17 protein-coding genes are annotated in these 17940 nt (G+C 66.6%); 14 read left to right on the top strand and 3 right to left on the bottom strand.

Annotated elements, in window-relative coordinates:
* Positions 1 to 21 precede the first annotated feature (21 nt).
* Genes MTBSS4_RS12915 through pseI form a run of 5 tightly spaced genes read left to right on the top strand, consistent with a single transcriptional unit; the run spans position 22 to position 5128 of the window.
* Complete coding sequence (locus MTBSS4_RS12915; RefSeq protein ID WP_173983814.1) at positions 22 to 1047, top strand: ABC transporter permease; 1026 nt, start codon at positions 22 to 24, stop codon at positions 1045 to 1047.
* Positions 1044 to 2645: an ABC transporter ATP-binding protein gene (locus MTBSS4_RS12910; RefSeq protein ID WP_173983813.1), complete on the top strand. Its 1602-nt coding sequence runs from the start codon at positions 1044 to 1046 to the stop codon at positions 2643 to 2645. Before MTBSS4_RS12915 ends, MTBSS4_RS12910 begins: the two co-directional genes overlap by 4 nt.
* A 37-nt stretch (positions 2646 to 2682) precedes the next feature.
* Positions 2683 to 3576, top strand: a complete 894-nt coding sequence (locus tag MTBSS4_RS12905; protein ID WP_173983812.1) for a DMT family transporter — start codon at positions 2683 to 2685, stop codon at positions 3574 to 3576.
* Positions 3576 to 4031 (top strand): xanthine phosphoribosyltransferase, encoded by a 456-nt coding sequence (gpt, locus tag MTBSS4_RS12900; protein ID WP_173983811.1) that lies wholly within the window; start codon positions 3576 to 3578, stop codon positions 4029 to 4031. The genes MTBSS4_RS12905 and gpt overlap by 1 nt, the downstream gene beginning before the upstream one ends.
* Positions 4032 to 4078: 47 nt before the next feature.
* Complete coding sequence (gene pseI, locus MTBSS4_RS12895) at positions 4079 to 5128, top strand: pseudaminic acid synthase (protein ID WP_173983810.1); 1050 nt, start codon at positions 4079 to 4081, stop codon at positions 5126 to 5128.
* A gap of 18 nt (positions 5129 to 5146) precedes the next feature.
* Here the strand turns inward: pseI and dksA are convergent, their stop codons facing one another.
* Both dksA and MTBSS4_RS12885 read right to left on the bottom strand, forming a co-directional pair.
* Positions 5147 to 5563, bottom strand: coding sequence for an RNA polymerase-binding protein DksA (gene dksA, locus MTBSS4_RS12890; protein WP_173983809.1), 417 nt, complete (start codon positions 5561 to 5563; stop codon positions 5147 to 5149).
* A 119-nt stretch (positions 5564 to 5682) separates the two neighbouring features.
* Positions 5683 to 6114 (bottom strand): flagellar assembly protein FliX, encoded by a 432-nt coding sequence (locus tag MTBSS4_RS12885; RefSeq protein ID WP_173983808.1) that lies wholly within the window; start codon positions 6112 to 6114, stop codon positions 5683 to 5685.
* Between the two features lie 260 nt (positions 6115 to 6374).
* Between MTBSS4_RS12885 and MTBSS4_RS12880 the strand changes: the two genes are divergently transcribed.
* Genes MTBSS4_RS12880 through MTBSS4_RS12855 form a run of 6 tightly spaced genes read left to right on the top strand, consistent with a single transcriptional unit; the run spans position 6375 to position 14914 of the window.
* Positions 6375 to 7550 (top strand): flagellar basal body P-ring protein FlgI, encoded by a 1176-nt coding sequence (locus tag MTBSS4_RS12880; RefSeq protein ID WP_173983807.1) that lies wholly within the window; start codon positions 6375 to 6377, stop codon positions 7548 to 7550.
* A complete protein-coding gene (locus tag MTBSS4_RS12875) occupies positions 7550 to 7888 on the top strand; it encodes a rod-binding protein (protein ID WP_173983806.1) in 339 nt (112 codons plus the stop codon). Before MTBSS4_RS12880 ends, MTBSS4_RS12875 begins: the two co-directional genes overlap by 1 nt.
* 1 nt (position 7889) lies before the next feature.
* Positions 7890 to 8363, top strand: a complete 474-nt coding sequence (locus MTBSS4_RS12870) for a flagellar protein FlgN (RefSeq protein ID WP_173983805.1) — start codon at positions 7890 to 7892, stop codon at positions 8361 to 8363.
* Between the two features lie 24 nt (positions 8364 to 8387).
* Entirely contained in the window at positions 8388 to 10997 is a 2610-nt protein-coding gene (gene flgK / locus MTBSS4_RS12865; RefSeq protein ID WP_173983804.1) for a flagellar hook-associated protein FlgK, read from the top strand.
* Between the two features lie 12 nt (positions 10998 to 11009).
* Positions 11010 to 13154: a flagellin gene (locus tag MTBSS4_RS12860; protein WP_173983803.1), complete on the top strand. Its 2145-nt coding sequence runs from the start codon at positions 11010 to 11012 to the stop codon at positions 13152 to 13154.
* 8 nt (positions 13155 to 13162) lie between these two features.
* Entirely contained in the window at positions 13163 to 14914 is a 1752-nt protein-coding gene (locus tag MTBSS4_RS12855) for a tetratricopeptide repeat protein (RefSeq protein WP_173983802.1), read from the top strand.
* On the opposite strand, the gene MTBSS4_RS12850 is transcribed toward MTBSS4_RS12855, so the two are convergent.
* Positions 14905 to 15351, bottom strand: coding sequence for a flagellar biosynthesis repressor FlbT (locus MTBSS4_RS12850; RefSeq protein WP_173983801.1), 447 nt, complete (start codon positions 15349 to 15351; stop codon positions 14905 to 14907). The two genes, MTBSS4_RS12855 and MTBSS4_RS12850, sit on opposite strands and share 10 nt — an antisense overlap.
* A gap of 260 nt (positions 15352 to 15611) precedes the next feature.
* On the opposite strand from MTBSS4_RS12850, the gene ffh reads away from it, so the two are divergent.
* The 3 genes from ffh to rimM are packed head-to-tail and all read left to right on the top strand — an operon-like array spanning position 15612 to position 17935.
* The gene (ffh, locus tag MTBSS4_RS12845) at positions 15612 to 16976 is read left to right on the top strand and encodes a signal recognition particle protein (RefSeq protein WP_173983800.1); all 1365 of its coding nucleotides are present in this window, start codon (positions 15612 to 15614) and stop codon (positions 16974 to 16976) included.
* A 35-nt stretch (positions 16977 to 17011) separates the two neighbouring features.
* A complete protein-coding gene (gene rpsP / locus MTBSS4_RS12840; RefSeq protein ID WP_173983799.1) occupies positions 17012 to 17383 on the top strand; it encodes a 30S ribosomal protein S16 in 372 nt (123 codons plus the stop codon).
* A 6-nt stretch (positions 17384 to 17389) separates the two neighbouring features.
* A complete protein-coding gene (rimM, locus tag MTBSS4_RS12835) occupies positions 17390 to 17935 on the top strand; it encodes a ribosome maturation factor RimM (RefSeq protein ID WP_173983798.1) in 546 nt (181 codons plus the stop codon).
* Positions 17936 to 17940: the final 5 nt, after the last annotated feature.

The raw sequence follows: 17940 nt of genomic DNA, 5'->3' as shown, positions 1-17940 counted from the left end.
AGGGGGTCAAGGGAGGGCGTCATGACTCTCACTCCGCTGGATCGCCGCCGGCTCGATGCCTTCCGCCGCAACCGGCGCGGCTTCTGGTCGCTGTGGATATTCCTGGCGGTGTTCGGCCTCACCCTGGCCGCCGAGCTGATCGCCAACGACCGGCCCATCGTGGTCGGCTATGACGGCGCGCTTTATTTTCCGGTGGCGAAGGACTACCCGGAAGTCACCTTCGGCGGCGACTTCCTGACCTATGCCGATTATCGCGATCCCTATATCGTCGCCAAGATCGACGAGAAGGGATGGGCGCTGTGGCCGCCGGTCCGGTTCGACTACAAGACCATCAATTACGATGCCGGCCGGCCGCATCCGGCGCCTCCCAGCGCCGCCAATCCGCTGGGCACCGACGATCATGGCCGCGACGTCCTGGCGCGGCTGATCTACGGCCTGCGCCTGTCCATCGCCTTCGGGCTGGCGCTCACCCTGGTCAGCACGGTGATCGGAGTGGCCGCCGGGGCGGTGCAGGGCTATTTCGGCGGCCGGGTCGACCTGGTGTTCCAGCGGTTCCTGGAAATCTGGGGCGGGCTGCCGGAACTGCTGATCCTGATCATCGTCGCCTCCATCATCACGCCGGGTTTCTGGAGCCTGCTGCTGGTGCTGGTGGCGTTCTCGTGGACCAATCTGGTTGGCGTGGTCCGCGCCGAATTCCTGCGCGCCCGCAATTTCGACTATGTCCGCGCCGCCCGTTCGCTGGGCATGGCGGATTCGCGGATCATGATCCGCCATGTCCTGCCCAACGCCATGGTGGCGACCCTGACCTTCATGCCCTTCATCCTCAATTCCTCGATCGTGTCGCTGACGGCGCTGGATTTCCTCGGCCTGGGGCTGCCGCCGGGCTCGGCGTCGCTGGGCGACCTGCTGCGCCAGGGCAAGGACAACCTTCAGGCCCCGTGGCTGGGCCTGACCGGCTTCATCGTCGTCGCCACCTTGCTGTCGCTGCTGGTCTTCGTCGGCGAAGCGGTGCGCGACGCCTTCGATCCCCGAAAGACCAACGGATGAATGACGTGACCCCAATCCTGGTCGTCGACGACCTTGCCGTCAGCTTCGGCGACACCCAGGCGGTCCGGGGCGTCTCCTTCACCCTGGCGCGTGGCGAGACCCTGGCCCTGGTGGGCGAATCGGGCTCGGGCAAGTCGGTCACCGCGCTCTCCATCCTGCAATTGCTGCCCTATCCCCGTGCCCGCCACCCCAGGGGCAGCATCCGCTTCGACGGTACAGAACTGGTGGGAGCGCCCGAGCCGGCGCTGCGGGCGGTGCGCGGCGCCCGCATCTCCATGGTGTTCCAGGAACCCATGACCTCGCTCAATCCCTTGCATTCCATCGAGACGCAGGTGGGCGAGGTGCTGGAGATTCACGAAGGCCTGCGCGGCGCCCCCTTGCGCACCCGCGTGCTGGAATTGCTGGCCATGGTGGGGATTCCCGAGGTGGAAAAGCGGCTGGACGCATTGCCGCATGAATTGTCGGGCGGCCAGCGCCAGCGGGTGATGATCGCCATGGCGCTGGCCAACCAGCCCGACATCCTGATCGCCGACGAGCCGACCACCGCGCTGGACGTCACCATCCAGGCCCAGATCCTGAAGCTGCTGAAGGACTTGCAGGCCAGGATGGGCATGGCGCTGCTGTTCATCACCCATGATCTCGGCATCGTGCGCAAGATGGCCGACCGGGTCGCGGTGATGTGCCGGGGCGAGATCGTCGAGACCGGTCCGGTGGCCGAGGTGTTCGACACCCCCCGGCACCCTTACACCCAACGCCTGCTGGCGGCCGAGCCCAAGGGCCGGCCGGCCGGCTCCGACCCGGACGCGCCGATGGTGATGGAGGCCCTGGACCTCAAGGTCTGGTTCCCCATCAGGGGCGGCCTGTTCCGCAAGACCGTCGGCCACATCAAGGCGGTGGATGGCGTCAGCCTGGAGGTCCGCCGGGGCCGCACCATCGGCGTGGTGGGGGAATCCGGCTCGGGCAAGACCACGCTGGGGCTGGCGCTGCTGCGCCTGACCGGATCGGAGGGCGGTATCGTGTTCGGCGGTCGGCCGATCCAGGACATGGGCGCCGGGGCGTTGCGGCCGCTGCGCCGCGAGATGCAGATGGTGTTCCAGGACCCCTACGGCTCGCTCAGCCCACGCCTGTCGGTGGGCCAGATCGTCGGCGAGGGCCTCGAGGTCCATCACCTCGCCGCCGGGCCGGGCGAGCGCGAGGCCGCCATCGTCCAGGCGCTGGAGGAGGTCGGGCTGGACCCCGACTCCCGCCACCGCTATCCCCATGAATTCTCGGGCGGCCAGCGCCAGCGCATCGCCATCGCCCGCGCCCTGGTGCTGAAACCCAAATTCATCGTGCTGGACGAGCCCACCAGCGCGCTCGACGTTTCGGTCCAGGCCCAGATCGTCGATCTGCTGCGCGACATCCAGGCCCGTCACGCCATCGCCTATCTGTTCATCAGCCACGACCTGCGGGTGGTGCGCGCCCTGGCCGACGATCTGGTGGTGATGAAGGACGGCAAGGTGGTGGAGGCCGGACCGGCCGAATCACTGTTCTCGGCGCCCCGGACCGCCTATACCCGCGCCCTGATGGCCGCCGCCTTCGATCTGGAGGTGGCGTGATCTTGCAAACGCTCTCAATCGCCGGGCGGGGTGCTCCATGACCGGTCGCCGCGCCCATCTCGACGCCCTGGCCATGACCGTGATGGTGGGGCTGTGCATTCTGTGGGGGCTCAATCAGGTGGCGGCCAAGCTTGCCAATGCCGGCATCTCGCCGGTGATGCAGGCGGGCTTGCGCTCCGCCGGCGCCGCGCCGCTGCTGTGGGCGTGGTCGGCGTGGCGCGGCATTCCGCTGTTCGGCCGCGACGGAACCTTGATGGCGGGACTGGCGGCCGGGCTGCTGTTCGCCGGCGAATTCGCCCTGATCTTCTGGGGGCTGGAATATACCACCGCGTCGCGGGGCGTGGTGTTCCTTTACACCGCGCCGTTCGTGGTGGCGGTGGGCATGCACGTTCTGGTGCCGGCCGAACGGCTGAACCGTTGGCAGACCATCGGCCTCGTCCTGGCGTTCCTCGGCGTGGTCGCCGCCTTCGCCGAGACCCTGGCGCTGCCCAGCGGCCAACAATGGCTGGGCGATTCCATGCTGCTGGTCTCGGCGGTGATGTGGGGCGCCACCACGGTGTTGGTGCGGGTCACCCGGCTTGGCAAGGCCAGCGCCGAGAAGACGCTGTTCTATCAGCTGGCGGTGTCGGCGGCGCTGCTGCCGCTGGCCTCGCTGGCCCTGGGCGAGAAGGGGTTCACCGATCCGACGCCGCTGGTCTGGGCGTTGCTGGCGTGGCAGGCGGTGGGAGTGGCCTTCGCCTCGTATCTGGCGTGGTTCTGGCTGATCACCCGCTATCCCGCCACCAAGCTGTCGGCGTTCTCGTTCCTGACGCCGCTGTTCGGAATGGTGTTCGGGGCGTGGCTGCTGGACGAGCGCATCACGCCGACGCTCGGCCTCGCCATGGTGCTGGTGGCGGCGGGAATCTGGCTGGTCAACCGGAAGAAGGCCTGATGGAACTCGATCCCGCCTTCACCACCACCTTGTCCCTGTCGTGGGAGGACATTCACCGCGATTCCCGCGCCCTGGCCCGCCTGCTGAAGGCCAGGGGGCCGTTCATGGGCATCGTGGCGGTGGCGCGGGGCGGATTGGTGCCGGCGGCGATCCTGGCGCGCGAGCTTGGCCTTCGCCATGTGGACACCATCTGCATCGCCAGTTACGGCGACGGCACCCGCGAGAACATGGCGGTGATCAAGCGCATCGAGGGCAGCGGCATCGGCTGGCTGGTGGTTGACGATCTGGTGGATACCGGCGGCACGGCGCGCATGGTGCGCTCCATGCTGCCGGCCGCCCATTACGCCACGCTTTACGCCAAGCCGGCCGGAAGGCCGCTGGTGGATGCCTTCGTCGCCGAAATGGCCCAGGACGCCTGGCTGGTGTTTCCCTGGGACGCGCCCGAACGGGTCTGATCCGACCGGGCTTCAAGCCTTGGGTCCGATGGGCTACACTTGCCGCCATGAACACCATCTCCATCGACGGCCGCGCCATCGGCCCGGACGTTCCCCCCTATGTGGTCGCCGAGATGTCGGGCAACCACAACGGCGATATCGGCCGCGCCTTCCGGCTGCTGGACGCGGCCAGGGCGGCGGGCGCCGACGCGGTCAAGCTTCAGACCTACACCGCCGACACCATCACCATCGACCATGACGGCCCCGGCTTCGTGATCGAGGGCGGACCGTGGAGCGGGCGCAGCCTGCATGACCTGTATCGCGAGGCCCATACGCCGTGGGAGTGGCACCGACCGCTGTTCGAGCACGCCCACGCCCTGGGGCTGACCATCTTCTCGTCGCCGTTCGACGCCACCGCGGTCGACCTGCTGGAGGATCTGGGGGCACCGGCCTACAAGGTCGCCTCGTTCGAACTGGTGGATCTGCCGCTGGTGCGTCGAATCGCCGCCACCGGCAAGCCGCTGGTCATGTCCACCGGCCTGGCCCATCTGGGCGAGATTCAGGATGCGGTGACGGCGGCCCGCGATGCCGGCTGCCGCGACCTGATCCTGCTGCATTGCGTGTCGGGCTATCCGACCGCGCCGGAGGACGCCAATCTGCGCACCATCCCCCATCTGGCCGAGGCCTTCGGGGTGGCGGCCGGCCTGTCCGACCATACCTTGGGCGTGGCGGTGTCGGTGGCGGCGGTGGCGCTGGGGGCCTGCTTCATCGAAAAGCATTTCACCCTGGCCCGCGCCGACGGCGGTCCGGACGCGGCGTTCTCGCTGGAGCCCGACGAACTGAAGGCGCTGGTGGACGGCGCCCGCACCGCCTGGGCGGCGTTGGGGCGGGTGTCCTACGACCTGAAACCGTCGGAACGCGGCAACCTGCAATTCCGCCGCTCGCTGTACGTGGTGGCGGACATGGCGGCGGGTGAAATCTTCACCGAGGCCAATCTGCGTTCCATCCGTCCCGGCCACGGCCTAGCGCCCCGCCACCTGCCGGAGGTCGCCGGCAGGCCGGCGACACGGGCGCTGGCGCGCGGCACGCCGCTGTCGTGGGACATGGTGGGGCGGTAGGACTTCGCCGGCCCGGACTCAGTCTTCGCGGTGGGTGCGTTCCAGCCGCTCGTGACGTTCCTGCGCCTCGATGGACAGGGTGGCGATGGGACGCGCCTCCAGCCGGCGGACTCCGATGGGTTCGCCCGTTTCCTCGCAATAGCCGTAGGAATCGTCCTCGATGCGCTGCATGGCGGAATCGATCTTGGCGATCAGCTTGCGTTCGCGGTCGCGGGTGCGCAGTTCCAGGGCGCGGTCGGCCTCGGCCGAGGCGCGGTCGGCGATGTCGGGTTCCTGCATTCCGCCTTCCTGGAGGTGTTGCAGGGTCTCGTCCGACTCGCGCAGCAGTTCGGAGCGCCACCGCAGAAGCTTCTGACGGAAGTATTCCTTCATGGTCTCGTTCATGAAGGCCTCGTCCTCGGTGGGACGGTAATCCGGCGGCAGCGTGACGGTCATCAACATCCCTCGATGTCACGGTCGGGTCTGGTCGCTGCGCAATATATGGACAGGGATGCCCCCTCGCAAGCGCAATTGCGTTTCGTGGGCACAGCGAGGGGCTGGGATATCAGTCCGCTTCAGAAATCGCGGGACAGCTTTGCCAGTTCGACCTCGACCCGAAGCTCGATCTCGTCGAGCAGGGCGGCGAGGCGGGGGTCGGAACAGGCCTCGCGCCGCGAGCGCACCGACTGGGCCAGGGCGGCCATCCTGGCGCTGGGAATCTCGCCCATCAGCAGGCCGTGACGCAGGTCCTCCAGGCCGTCCAGCAGCAGTTCGCCGTGGCGCACCAGCCGGCGGCGGGCGTCGCGCTCGGCGGAGCCGTCGACCTGCTGGATCACCAGCAGGGCGTCGACGGCGGTAATGCCGACCGGCGTTTCCACGGCATGCGCCTCCTCCATCGAATCCATGGATTCGACGAGGGCCTGCTTGAACTCGCCCTTCCTGTCGGTCTTGTCGGTCTTGCGGGCGCCGGTGGCCGGGCCCTTGGAACCGATTCCGGAAATCTTCATGTGTCTCGCGCGATGATGGGTTCGCTTGATTCTAGCCGTTCGGACCCGACGGCGATAGGCGCTATTTCGCCAGACCGGCGGCTTCGGGTCAACTGGGCAGGAATTGCCGGGCAAGGGGGGACGGAAGTTCCCCCGAAACCATGACGGAGGCGAGGCCGATGTGGCGTGAAGGGCGGAAACACGGGGGCGCGGCGGTTGGCACGGCTTTCGCATCGGGTATGGCGAACGACCGTGACCCGCTTGTCTGGGGTGAGATGATCATGACCCGCATCGACGTAACCGCCGCCACCTTCACCGCTCCGCTGCGCGCCCTCTTGCTGGCTGCCTCGCTGATGGCGGTGACGGTCGGACTGATGCCCGCCCAGGCGCTGGGCGCGTCGCGCATCAAGGATATCGCCGACTTCGAGGGAGTCCGCGAGAACATGCTGGTGGGATACGGCCTGGTGGTCGGCCTCAACGGCACCGGCGATTCGCTCACCAACGCTCCGTTCACCAAGGAAAGCCTGGTCGGCATGCTGGAACGCCTCGGCGTCAACATCCGCGACAAGACCGGCGCCATCACCTCGGTCAGCCCCAAGAACGTCGCTGCCGTCATGGTGACCTCGGTGCTGCCGCCGTTCTCCCGCCAGGGATCGCGCATCGACATCCAGATTTCCGCCATGGGCGACGCCAAGGACCTGCGCGGCGGCACCCTTCTGGTCACGCCGCTGATCGGCGCCGACGGCGAGGTCTACGCCGTGGGCCAGGGGCAGGTCGCCACCGGCGGTTTCAGCGCGACCGGCGCGTCCGGCACTTCGGTGGTCAAGGGCGTTCCCACCGCGGGGCGCATCGCCAACGGGGCCATCGTCGAGCGCGAACTGCCGTTCGAGATGGCGCATCTGGAAGCGGTCAAGGTGTCGCTTCGCAATCCCGACTTCACCACCTCGCGCCGCATCGCCCAGGCCATCAATTCCTATCTTGGCGGCGACATGGCCCGTCCGGTCGATCCCGGCACCGTCCAGGTGGTGGTTCCGCCCTCCTATCGCGGCAACGTGGTCGGCCTGCTGACCGACGTGGAGCAGCTTCGCGTCGAGCCCGACCAGATGGCCCGGGTCGTCATCGACGAGGTGTCGGGCACCATCGTCATGGGCGAGAACGTCCGCATCAGCACCGTCGCCATCGCCCAGGGCCAGCTCACCATCCGCATCTCCGAGACGCCGCAGGTGTCGCAGCCGTCGCCGTTCTCCGACGCCGGCACCACCACCACCGTCGAGCGCACCGACATCGAGGTCGACGAGGGCGCCGGCAACAAGCTGGCGGTGGTGCCTCAGAAGGTGACGTTGCAGGAACTGGTGGAAGGCCTGAACAGCCTGGGCATTGGTCCGCGCGACCTGATCACCATCTTGCAGGCCATCAAGGCCGCCGGCGCCCTGCAAGCCGAGCTGGAGGTCATGTGATGAGCATCTCCGCCATCCCGTCCTTCGACGCCGCGCAGATGAGCGTCAAGCCGCCGCCCATGACGGGGACCGTCAACCCCGCCACCGCCGCCAAGGTCGGGCGTCAGTTCGAGGCCCAGTTCGTGTCGCAGATGTTCCAGCACATGTTCGAGGGCATCAAGACCGACGGCGTGTTCGGCGGCGGCAGCGCCGAGGGAATGTTCCGGTCCCTGCTGATCGACGAGTACGGCAAGATGGTCGCCAATCGCGGCAGTATCGACGCCAGCGCCAAGGGCGGCGGCTTCGGCATCGGCGCCGCCGTCCAGAAAATGCTGCTGAAGCACCAGGAGGTGCAGTGACATGACCCAGATGAACGACAGCGATCACGACAACCCCGTTGATCGCAGCCCCATCATTCCCTTCGACGATCTCATCTTCGCCTGCACCAATCTGTGCGAGCTGCTGGAGATCGAGAACGAGGCGCTGGCCAGCCACGATCCGGAGACCGTCAAGGCGGTGCTGGAGAACAAATCGGCGCTGGCCCGGCTGTACGAGCAGTCGATGCAGCCGATGATCACCAGTCCGGAACTGGCCGAGACCCTGGAGCCGGAGCAGCGCGAGGAATTGCTGGCCGTCGGCCTGCGCCTCAAGGAACAGGTCGAGATCAACGCCATGCGGCTGATGGCCGAGATCGAATCCTATCAGCGCGTCATGGACATCCTGGCCACCACGTCCAAGGCGCAATCGACCACCACCAGCACCTATGGCCGCGCCGGCACCTTCGATTCGCCGCCGGCGACCGGGTCTTCCATTTCGTTCAACAAGTCGCTCTGACGCCGGAACGGCGGGGAGAATATCATGGGCCTCACACTCGGTCTCAGCACGGCGCTCTCGGGGCTCCTGACCAGCCAGAAGGGGCTGGACGTCATTTCCCAGAACGTCGTCAACGTCAACACCAAGGGCTATGTCCGCAAGGTGATGACGCCGGAATCGGTGACCGTCAACGGCATGGGGGCCGGCGTCCAGACCGGCAAGATCATCCGTTCGGTGGACGAGGGTCTGTTGCAGGACATCCGCCGCCAGACCTCGACCCAGGGCATGCTGGACACGCTGAACCAATACTATCCCCGCGTCATGGACCTGTTCGGCCAGGTGGGCGACAACAACTCGATCTCGCATCAGATGCAGACGCTGCAATCGTCGTTCCAGTCGCTGGCTGCCCAGATCAACACGCCGGCCATGCAGACCGCGGTCATGCAGACCTGCCTGGATACCGCCAACCAGCTCGACCAGATGTCAGAAAGCCTCCAGAGCCTGCGTCTCGAGGCCGATCGCGGCCTTCAGACCGTGATCGGGCTGGCCAACGAGCAGATCGCCAATATCTTCGATCTCAACCAGAAGATCGTTCGCGCCTCGGCGATCGGTTCCGAGGTCGGCGACCTGGAAGACAAGCGCGACAACGCCCTGACCGAGTTGGCCAAGTACATGGACATCCAGTACTTCCCGCGCGGCGACAATTCCGTCGGCGTCTACACCAAGAGCGGCAAGACCCTGGTCGACAAGGGCGCCGCCGAGCTGACCCATGTGGCCACCACCATCACCGACGCCTGGATGACCAAGGCCGGCGGCAACTTCAATTCCATCACCGTATCCACCGACGATCTGCTAAGGGACATCACCGGCGACTTCACCAGTGGCGAGATGCGCGCCCTGATCGACCTGCGCGACAAGATCGTGCCCAACCTTCAGGCCCAGATCGACGAACTGGCCGCCAAGATGAAGGACGTGGTCAATCAGGTGCACAATCGCGGCACCACCTATCCCACCACCCGTTCCACCATGAGCGGAACCCGCCAGTTCATGGACCCCAACAACCCGGACATCAACGCCGGCATTCCCGCCGCCCTGGTGGCCGATCCGCAGACCATATGGCTGAGCGGCGACGACGACGTCACCATCGCCATCTTCGATCCCAACGGTACCGAGGTGGCCAGCACCACGCTGAAGACCATCATGGCGAGCAACGCCTACAACGACGCCGCCGGCAACGCCACCGCGCTGGACATCTCGGACACTCCGGCGACGCCGGGCGTCAAGCTGACCGACGTCGCCGCCAAGATCCAGAACTGGATGCAGGCGCAGACCTACCAGAACAGCACCCTGAGTTCGGCCAGCGCGTCCTTCGCCACCGGCAAGTTCGAGCTCAACACCGGCCATTCCTCGCTGTCCCTGGCCTTCCGCGATCAGGTCTCGTCGGTCAAGGGCAGCAACGCCGAGGACGCCACCATCAATTTCGACGCCGATGGCGACGGCACCGCCGACCAGTCGGTGGACGGATTCAGCAACTTCTTCGGCCTGAACGACCTGTTCACCAAGACGGTGCCGAATTCCATCAGCGATTCGAACATCCTGCACCAGGACTTCACCCTGTCGACGACCCGGACCATCCGTCTGCTGGACCCGTCGGGGCAGATCGGCAACGCCATCAGCATTCCCACCGGCTCCAACCTGGCGGCCATGGCCGCCGCCATCAACAAGCAGACCCAGACCAACGAATCGTCGACGCTGTCCACCGCCGCCGTCACCATGACGTCGGACGCGACCATCACCATCTACGATTCCTACGGCACCATCACCGGCTTTCCCATCACCATCGATTCGGCCACCACCGACAACCTCAACGACATCGCCGCCGAGATCAACAATGTCGGCGGTTCGGTCCAGGCCAAGGTGGTGCAGACCGGTCCCAACGCCTTCAAGCTGCGGGTGTGGGACAGCCGCGGCACGCCGCTGACCATGTCGGTGGAGGCCGGCGCCATCGGGTCCAGCAATCTGGGGACCTATCTCGGCATGCAGCAGGCCAACCTGATCCAGGCGACGGTGGTTCCCGACGGCTCGGGCTATCGGTTGCGTATCCGCCAGACCGACGACCAGGAACTGTTTGTCGCCGCCGACCAGGACAACGCCACCCCACCCACCAGCTTCATCACCGAGATGGGGTTGCGGGCCTCGTCCAGCCGCTCCGCCGGCAACCTTTCCGTCCGCACCGACATCCAGGGATCGCCGTCGCTGATCAGTCGCGGCGCCATGAAGTACAACGCCGATCTTCAGCAATACGCACTGTCCGAGGGCGACAACACCACCACCATGGCCATCGCCAACGCCATGGCGGCCAAGTCGCAGATGGCGTCGGCCGGCAACATCTATGCCGGCAGCTACAATTTCGTCGAATACGCCGCCGCCAGCATCTCGGTGGTTTCCACCAACGCCTCGCACGCCAAGGATCAACTGGCCTACCAGAAGACCCTCAGCACCGCGCTGAACAACCAGCATACCTCGTTCAGCGGGGTGAACCTCGACGAAGAGGTCGCCAACATGATAAATTTCCAGCAGGCCTATTCGGCCTCGGCGAAGGTGATCTCGACCCTTCAGCAGATGCTGGACACCCTGGTCAACATCATTCAGTAGGGAGGGCCGGTCATGACACGCATCGGCACACTCGGCGCCAACACCTCGTTCATCACCCGGATGTTCGACATCCAGACCAGGATGAACGATGCCCAGGCCCAAAGCGTCAGCGGCCTGAAGTCGCCCTCCTACGCCGGCATCCACCGCGAAACCAACATCTTGCTGACCTTCGAGGCCCAGGTGGCGGCGTCGAACACCTATATCGACAGCAACAAGGTGGTCGAGACCAAGCTGAGCGCGGTGATGGCGTCGATGACCGGCATCGAGAGCTCCATCAAGAACTTCAAGAACGCCCTGACCTCGTTCAACCAGGGGGACACCACCACCCGGAGCAGCGTCGAGCAGATTCAGACCTTCGCCTGGGAGACCATGCTGGACCTGCATTCCTACCTGTCGGAAAGCGTCAACGGCCAGTACCTGTTTTCCGGCGGCAAGCTGAGCCGGGAGCCCATGGAGCTTCCCGCCACCACCAAGGACGGGTTCCAGGCCATCTACGACGGCAGCAACCGCACCTGGGCCACCACCCGTTCGGCCCAGTTGCTGGAGACCACCCTGACCAAGGAGGCGTCCACCAGCCTGATCCTCAACGCCACCACGGGGACCATCCGGGCCGCCGACGCCGACAGCCTGACGCCCTTCGCCAGCGGCACCGCCGTCACCATCACCGGCAGCATCTCCAACAACGCCACCTATCAGGTCCGCAGCCACGCCGCCACCAACGTGGCCGGAACCCCGCTGGCCGAGGGCACCACCGCCACCGCCACCACCATCAGCTACGGTTCCACCCCCACCGACCTGACCAGCGGCGCCGACACCGGCGCGCTGACCTTCGCCTTCGCCCCCAACGGCAACATGACCATCACGCCGGCCACCGCCAATTCCCTGGCCAACATGACCGCCGGCACCACGTTCACCATCAACGGCTCCACCAGTTGGGACGGCGCCTTCAAGGTGGTCAGCAATACCGACGGCGTGGTCGAGATCGCCGTCGACACCGACCAGGCCAAATCCGAGACCATCACCCAGACCGCCGCCAGCACGCCGCTGACCCTGACGCAGAACGGCGGCGCCGCCATTCCCCTGACCAGCGGCGCCATCACCATGACCACCAGCGCCTCGGCGGCCACCGGCCTGACCACGGTGACCATCACCACCGCCGGCAACGATCTGGCCTTCGTCGCCGGCGACACCATCTCCATCGGCGGGTCGGACGCCCATAACGGCACCTTCACCGTCGCCGCCGCTCCCGCCCCCACCGCCAGCACGGTTTCGTTCGTGATCAACGCCGACGCGCTGCGCATCAGCAAGTTCCTGCCGCAGACCGGGCGTTCCGACGTCACCCTCACCTACGACACCGACAGCAGCGACGCGGTTCTGAACACCTCGATCACCGCCACCGCCGGCAGCGCCGCCACCGGCTACGGCACCCTGACCTTCAGCCCCAGCGGCACCACCGGCGAGCGCATCACCGCCAGCAACGGCGCCAATTCGTTCCTTGACGGTTCGGGCAATCCGCATCCGCCGGTGGGGCAGATATTCACCCTGTCCAGCACCAGCGGCGTCAATGACGGCGTCTACAAGGTCACCGCCAACAACGGCGACTATCTGGAGGTCGAAAGTGTCCAGCTGACCACCGAGACCGTGACCACCGCCGAGGTGTCGGCGTCGTCGTGGTACAAGGGCGACACCCAGCAGGTCCAGCACTACATCGATCGCGAGCGGGCGGTGAACGTGGGCATCTACGCCTCGTCGCCCGGCATCGAGAAGGCGATCCGCGCGCTGGGCATCATCGCCCAGGGGGCGTTCGGGACCGCCGGCGGCCTGGACCAGAATCAGAACCGCATCGACGAGGCCATGTATCTGCTGCGCGACGCCCTCGAATCGCCGCAATCGGGAACGCCGCCCTATGGCGAGGAAATCCGGGGCGACGTCATGGCGATTCAGCAAGACGTCGGCTTCGTCCAGGAAGTCATCAACAGCAAGAACACCAAGCACCTCGCCTTCAAGGGATTCCTCAGCACCCGGATACAGGAGCTTGAAGGCAGCGATCCGCTGGAGGCGGCGGTTCTGTTCAACAGCGAATACAACGCCCTTCAAGCCAGTTATCAGGTCCTGGCCAAGGTCCAGAGTCTGAGCCTGCTGAACTTCCTGAGGTAACGGATCGGATGGATATCGACGAGGAATTGCGGCTGGGGATCGAGTGCCAGCGGGCCGGCCGGCTGGGCGACGCCGTGCGCCACTATCGTCAGGTGCTGGCGCACGATCCCGCCAACCTGGACGCCCTCAACCTGATGAGCGTGCTGGCGCTGACCGCCGGCGACGGCGCCACCGCCGCCGCGCTGGCGGCATCGGCCGTCGAGCGGCAGCCCGACTGGTTCATGTCCTACCTCAACCTGGGCAACGCCCTGCAATCGCTCGACCGGGTCGGCGAGGCCATCGATTCGTTCCAGAAGGCCATCACCTTGCATCCCGGGTCGGCCGAGGCCCACATCAACCTGTCCGGCGCCCTGGAACTGGCCGGCCGTCATGCCGAGGCGGCCGACATGGCGGTCAAGGCCATCATGATCGCGCCGCACATGGCCGATGCCCACGTCAATTTCGGCAACGCCCTGCTGGGGCTCGATTCGCCGGGCGAGGCGGTGGAGGCCTATGTCAAGGCCACCCTGCTGGAGCCGGACAACGCCCTGGCCTGGTTCAACATGGGCAACGCCTTCGCCGCCATGGGCGATCACGCCGACGCCGCCGAGCGCTATCGCCGCGCCATCGCCATCGCCGACGGCGCCGTCAAGCAGTTCAGCCTGGGCAATGCGCTTCGCGCCCTGCTGCGGCTGGACGAGGCGGAGGCGGCCTATCTGCGCGCCCTCCATCATGATCCCCGCTACCTGGACGCCTTCATCAACCTGGCGGCGGTGCAGCGGGAGAGGGGGCGGCTGGCCGAGGCCGAGGCCACCTTGCGCGCCGCCCTGGAAATCGCTCCCGACGAGGCCGACCTGCACTGGAACCTCGCCCTGGTCAAACTGACCGGCGGCGATTTCGCCGAGGGCTGGCGGGAATACGAATGGCGCTGGCGCACCCCCCATTTCAAGCCGTTCGTCCGCCGCTTCGCCTCGGCTCCCTGGCGGGGCGAGTCCCTGGCCGGCCGTTCCATCCTGGTTCATTCCGAGCAGGGATTCGGCGACGCCCTGCAAATGTGCCGGCTGGTGCCGATGCTGGCCGACCTGGGGGGCGAGGTGACGCTGGAATGCCGGACCGGCCTGGGGCGGCTGTTCTCCACCCTTGATTCGCGCATCGCGGTGGTCGAGGGGCAGGCCGCGCCGCCGCCCGCCTGCGACCTCCATGTGGCGCTGATGTCGCTGCCGCTGCGGCTGGGGCTGACGCTGGACACCATTCCCGCCCGGGTTCCCTATCTGGGCGTTCCCGCCGGCGCCGGCGATTTCGCCGATGTCGCCGCCGCGCCGGGAATAAGGGTGGGGCTGGCGTGGAGCGGCAGCAACACCAGACGCGACAATGGCGGGCGCAGCTTCGCCCCCCACGATCTGACCGGCCTGCCGGGAGCACGGCTGTTCTCCCTGCAAAAGGGCGACGCCGCCGCCACCGCCTCGGATCTGTTCGATTTCGGACGGATGACCGACCTGGGGCCGCGTCTCGCCGACTTCGCCGACACCGCCGCCGCCATCATGGCCATGGATCTGGTGATTTCCGCCGATACCGCCGTGGCCCATCTGGCCGGGGCGCTGGGCAAGCCGGTCTGGGTGCCGCTGCCCGATCCCTGCGGCGCCTTCCTGTGGATGCTGGGCCGCGACGACAGCCCCTGGTATCCCAGTCTTCGCCTGTTTCGCCAGCCGGCTCCCGGGGACTGGGCCGGGGCGCTGGCCGGGCTGCGCCAGGCCTTCGCCGACCGCTTCGTTCAGTCCTGACCGGTTTCGGCTTCGGATTCGGCTTCGGCGGGGGCTGCCGCGGCGGCACGGTTGTAGAGGTCCAGGACCTGCGATTCGTGCTTCAGCAGCTTGCGGGCCAGCTTCAACGCCTTGTAGTACTCCTCGCTGATGACGGCCGCGCGCAATTCCTCGCCCAGCGGGGCGGCGCTGGCGCAGGATGTTACATAATCATCCAGGCAGCGCATGAAAAGCTCTACATATTTGTCGCGGCTTCCTGGGAATATGTAGGCGTTCTGAATAAAGAAATACACCCGCCCTGCCGGGGTGATGTTGTCTCCATCCGCGACGATGTCTTTCTCGCGCAGGATGTTCGAATCGTTAAGAACCCGAAGCTTCGTCGAATGGCCGGCATTTTCGACGACCGCGCCGTTGATGATTACTTTCTCGCCGGGCTTCAGGTCAATCAGCAGGGGCACGTCGGTTCTCCCAGAGCTAAGGCGGGGGGGGTCATGATTTGTAAGGGCTGGGCCGGCCGCTGGCAATCATTCCTTGGGTTTGTCCCGGCCGTCCCGCCTGTCCGCGCCGGCTCCAGCCTTCAATTTCGTTGACTCCGGCGGTGGAGAGGGATACAACCCCAGCCTCTTCAGTGATCTGGAGACCACCGCCTCCACGGAGGCCCGCCGGTCCGCGACCTTACGCGCACCGGCGTGATGATGCTTATGGGTGACGGTTTCGCATGTTCGAGGGTTTGAGTTCCAAGCTCGGCAAGGTGTTCGAACGTCTGACGGGGCGCGGCGCGCTGACCGAGGCCGACGTCACCGAGGCCCTGCGCGAAGTCCGCGTCGCGCTGTTGGAGGCCGACGTCGCCTTGCCGGTGGTCAAGGATTTCATCGGCCGGGTCAGGTCCCGCGCAATCGGCCAGGAGGTGATCAAGTCGGTCACCCCCGGACAGATGGTGGTCAAGATCGTCCATGACGAACTGATCGCCACCCTGGGCGCCAAGGGCACCGAACTCAACCTCAGCGCCGTGCCGCCGGTGGTCATCCTGATGGTCGGCCTTCAGGGCTCGGGCAAGACCACCACCTCGGCCAAGATCGCCTTCAAGCTGAAGCGCGAGAAGAAGAAGGTCCTGCTGGCCTCGCTGGACGTCTACCGTCCCGCCGCCCAGCAGCAATTGCAGATTCTCGCCGGCCAGGCCGAGGTGGGCTCGCTTCCCATCGTCATGGGCGAGATGCCGGTGGCGATCTCGAAGCGGGCGCTGGGCGTCGGCCGCAAGGAAGGCTACGACGTCGTCATCCTCGACACCGCCGGCCGCCTGCACATCGACCAGGAACTGATGGCCGAGGTCGCCAACGTCAGGGACGCGGTCAAGCCGACCGAGACCCTGCTGGTCACCGATGCCATGACCGGCCAGGACGCCGTCACCCTGGCCCGCGAATTCAACGAGAAGGTCGGCGTCACCGGTATCGTGCTGACCCGCATCGACGGCGACGCCAGGGGCGGCGCCGCGCTGTCCATGCGCTCGGTCACCGGCCGGCCCATCAAGTTTCTCGGCGCCGGCGAAAAACTGGACGCGCTGGAAGTCTTCCACCCGGACCGGATCGCCGGGCGCATTCTCGGCATGGGCGACGTGGTCGGCCTGGTCGAGAAGGCCATGGAGACCCTCGACCAGGAAGAGGCGGAGCGGCTCGCCAAGCGCATCGAGAAGGGCAAGTTCGACCTGGACGACATGCGCAAGCAATTCGCCCAGGTCCGCAAGATGGGCGACCTGAAGGGCATCCTCGGCATGCTGCCCGGCATGGGCAAGATGGCCGGCCAGCTCAAGGACGCCAACATCGACAACAAGATGGTGGCCCGCCAGGAGGCCATCATCTCCTCCATGACTCCCGCCGAGCGCAGGAATCCCGACCTGATCAAGGCGTCGCGCAAGAAGCGCATCGCCGCCGGTTCGGGCATGAGCGTGCAGGACGTCAACAAGCTGCTCAAGCAGTACCAGCAGATGGCCGACATGATGAAGAAGGTCGGCAAGATGGGGCAGAAGGGGCTGATGCGTCACGGCATTGGCGGATTGCTGCCCCCCAACATGAGGTTCGGGCGCTAGCCCGAGGGTAATTTCGCACAGAGGAAGACCGAAGAATGGCTCTGAAGATTCGTCTCTCCCGCGGTGGCGCCAAGAAGCGCCCCTTCTACAAGATCGTCGTCGCCGATGCGCGCAGCCCGCGTGACGGCCGCTTCATCGAGAAGGTGGGGACCTACAACCCGATGGTCGCCGTCGAGTCCGGCCAGCGCTGGACCCTGGACGACGAGCGCGTGAAGCATTGGCTGTCGGTCGGCGCCCAGCCCACCGACCGTCTGGTCCGCTTCTTCGCCGATCGCGGCCTGGTGGCCAAGGTCGCCCAGCCCGAGCAGACCAAGAAGCCGCAGCCCAAGGCCAAGGCCCAGCAGCGCGCCAAGGACGAGGCTGATCGCGCCGCCGCCGCTGCCGCTGCCGCCGCCAGCGCGGAATAGTCTCCCATGTCGGACCGGGTGTGCGTCGGTGTCGTGGTCGGCGTGCACGGGGTTCGCGGCGCGGTCAAGGTCAAGAGCTTCACCGAGGTGCCGACCGATATCGGCTACTATTCCCCGGTGGAGGACGAGACCGGTAGCCGCAAGATCCGGCTCAAGGTGACGGGCGAGGCCAAGGGCGTCGTCATCGCCGCCCTGGACGGGATCGGGGATCGCGATGCCGCCGAGGCGCTGAGGGGGACCAAGCTCTGGGTCTCCCGCGAGCGTCTGCCGAGGACCGGGGAGGACGAGTTCCTCTACTCCGATCTGATCGGGATGGCGGTGGAGGGAACCGACGGCCGGAGGCTCGGCACCGTGGCGATGGTGCACGATTTCGGTGCCGGCGACGTGCTGGACATCGCGCTGGCCGAGAGGGGGAACCTGATGGTCCCCTTCACCAAGGCGGCGGTGCCGGAGGTGGATGTGCCGGGGCGCAGGCTGGTGGTCGTTCCGCCGCTCTACGTCGCGGACGAGCAAGACGAGGGAAGCGAGGTCCCGGGTGGACGAGACGGTTAGGCAGC

Source organism: Magnetospirillum sp. SS-4 (assembly GCF_902729425.1).
Lineage (GTDB): Bacteria > Pseudomonadota > Alphaproteobacteria > Rhodospirillales > Magnetospirillaceae > Phaeospirillum.
This window is presented reverse-complemented; position numbering and strand designations above follow the sequence as displayed.

Coding starts and splice junctions, on each gene's coding strand:
- ffh (WP_173983800.1), top strand. CDS start 15,612: ATGTTCGAGGGTTTGAGTTCCAAGCTCGGCAAGGTGTTCGAACGTCTG.
- pseI (WP_173983810.1), top strand. CDS start 4,079: ATGAACACCATCTCCATCGACGGCCGCGCCATCGGCCCGGACGTTCCC.
- MTBSS4_RS12885 (WP_173983808.1), bottom strand. CDS start 6,114: ATGAAGATTTCCGGAATCGGTTCCAAGGGCCCGGCCACCGGCGCCCGC.
- MTBSS4_RS12860 (WP_173983803.1), top strand. CDS start 11,010: ATGACACGCATCGGCACACTCGGCGCCAACACCTCGTTCATCACCCGG.
- gpt (WP_173983811.1), top strand. CDS start 3,576: ATGGAACTCGATCCCGCCTTCACCACCACCTTGTCCCTGTCGTGGGAG.
- MTBSS4_RS12870 (WP_173983805.1), top strand. CDS start 7,890: ATGACCCAGATGAACGACAGCGATCACGACAACCCCGTTGATCGCAGC.
- rpsP (WP_173983799.1), top strand. CDS start 17,012: ATGGCTCTGAAGATTCGTCTCTCCCGCGGTGGCGCCAAGAAGCGCCCC.
- MTBSS4_RS12905 (WP_173983812.1), top strand. CDS start 2,683: ATGACCGGTCGCCGCGCCCATCTCGACGCCCTGGCCATGACCGTGATG.
- dksA (WP_173983809.1), bottom strand. CDS start 5,563: ATGACCGTCACGCTGCCGCCGGATTACCGTCCCACCGAGGACGAGGCC.
- flgK (WP_173983804.1), top strand. CDS start 8,388: ATGGGCCTCACACTCGGTCTCAGCACGGCGCTCTCGGGGCTCCTGACC.
- MTBSS4_RS12880 (WP_173983807.1), top strand. CDS start 6,375: ATGACCCGCATCGACGTAACCGCCGCCACCTTCACCGCTCCGCTGCGC.
- MTBSS4_RS12915 (WP_173983814.1), top strand. CDS start 22: ATGACTCTCACTCCGCTGGATCGCCGCCGGCTCGATGCCTTCCGCCGC.
- MTBSS4_RS12910 (WP_173983813.1), top strand. CDS start 1,044: ATGAATGACGTGACCCCAATCCTGGTCGTCGACGACCTTGCCGTCAGC.
- rimM (WP_173983798.1), top strand. CDS start 17,390: ATGTCGGACCGGGTGTGCGTCGGTGTCGTGGTCGGCGTGCACGGGGTT.
- MTBSS4_RS12855 (WP_173983802.1), top strand. CDS start 13,163: ATGGATATCGACGAGGAATTGCGGCTGGGGATCGAGTGCCAGCGGGCC.
- MTBSS4_RS12875 (WP_173983806.1), top strand. CDS start 7,550: ATGAGCATCTCCGCCATCCCGTCCTTCGACGCCGCGCAGATGAGCGTC.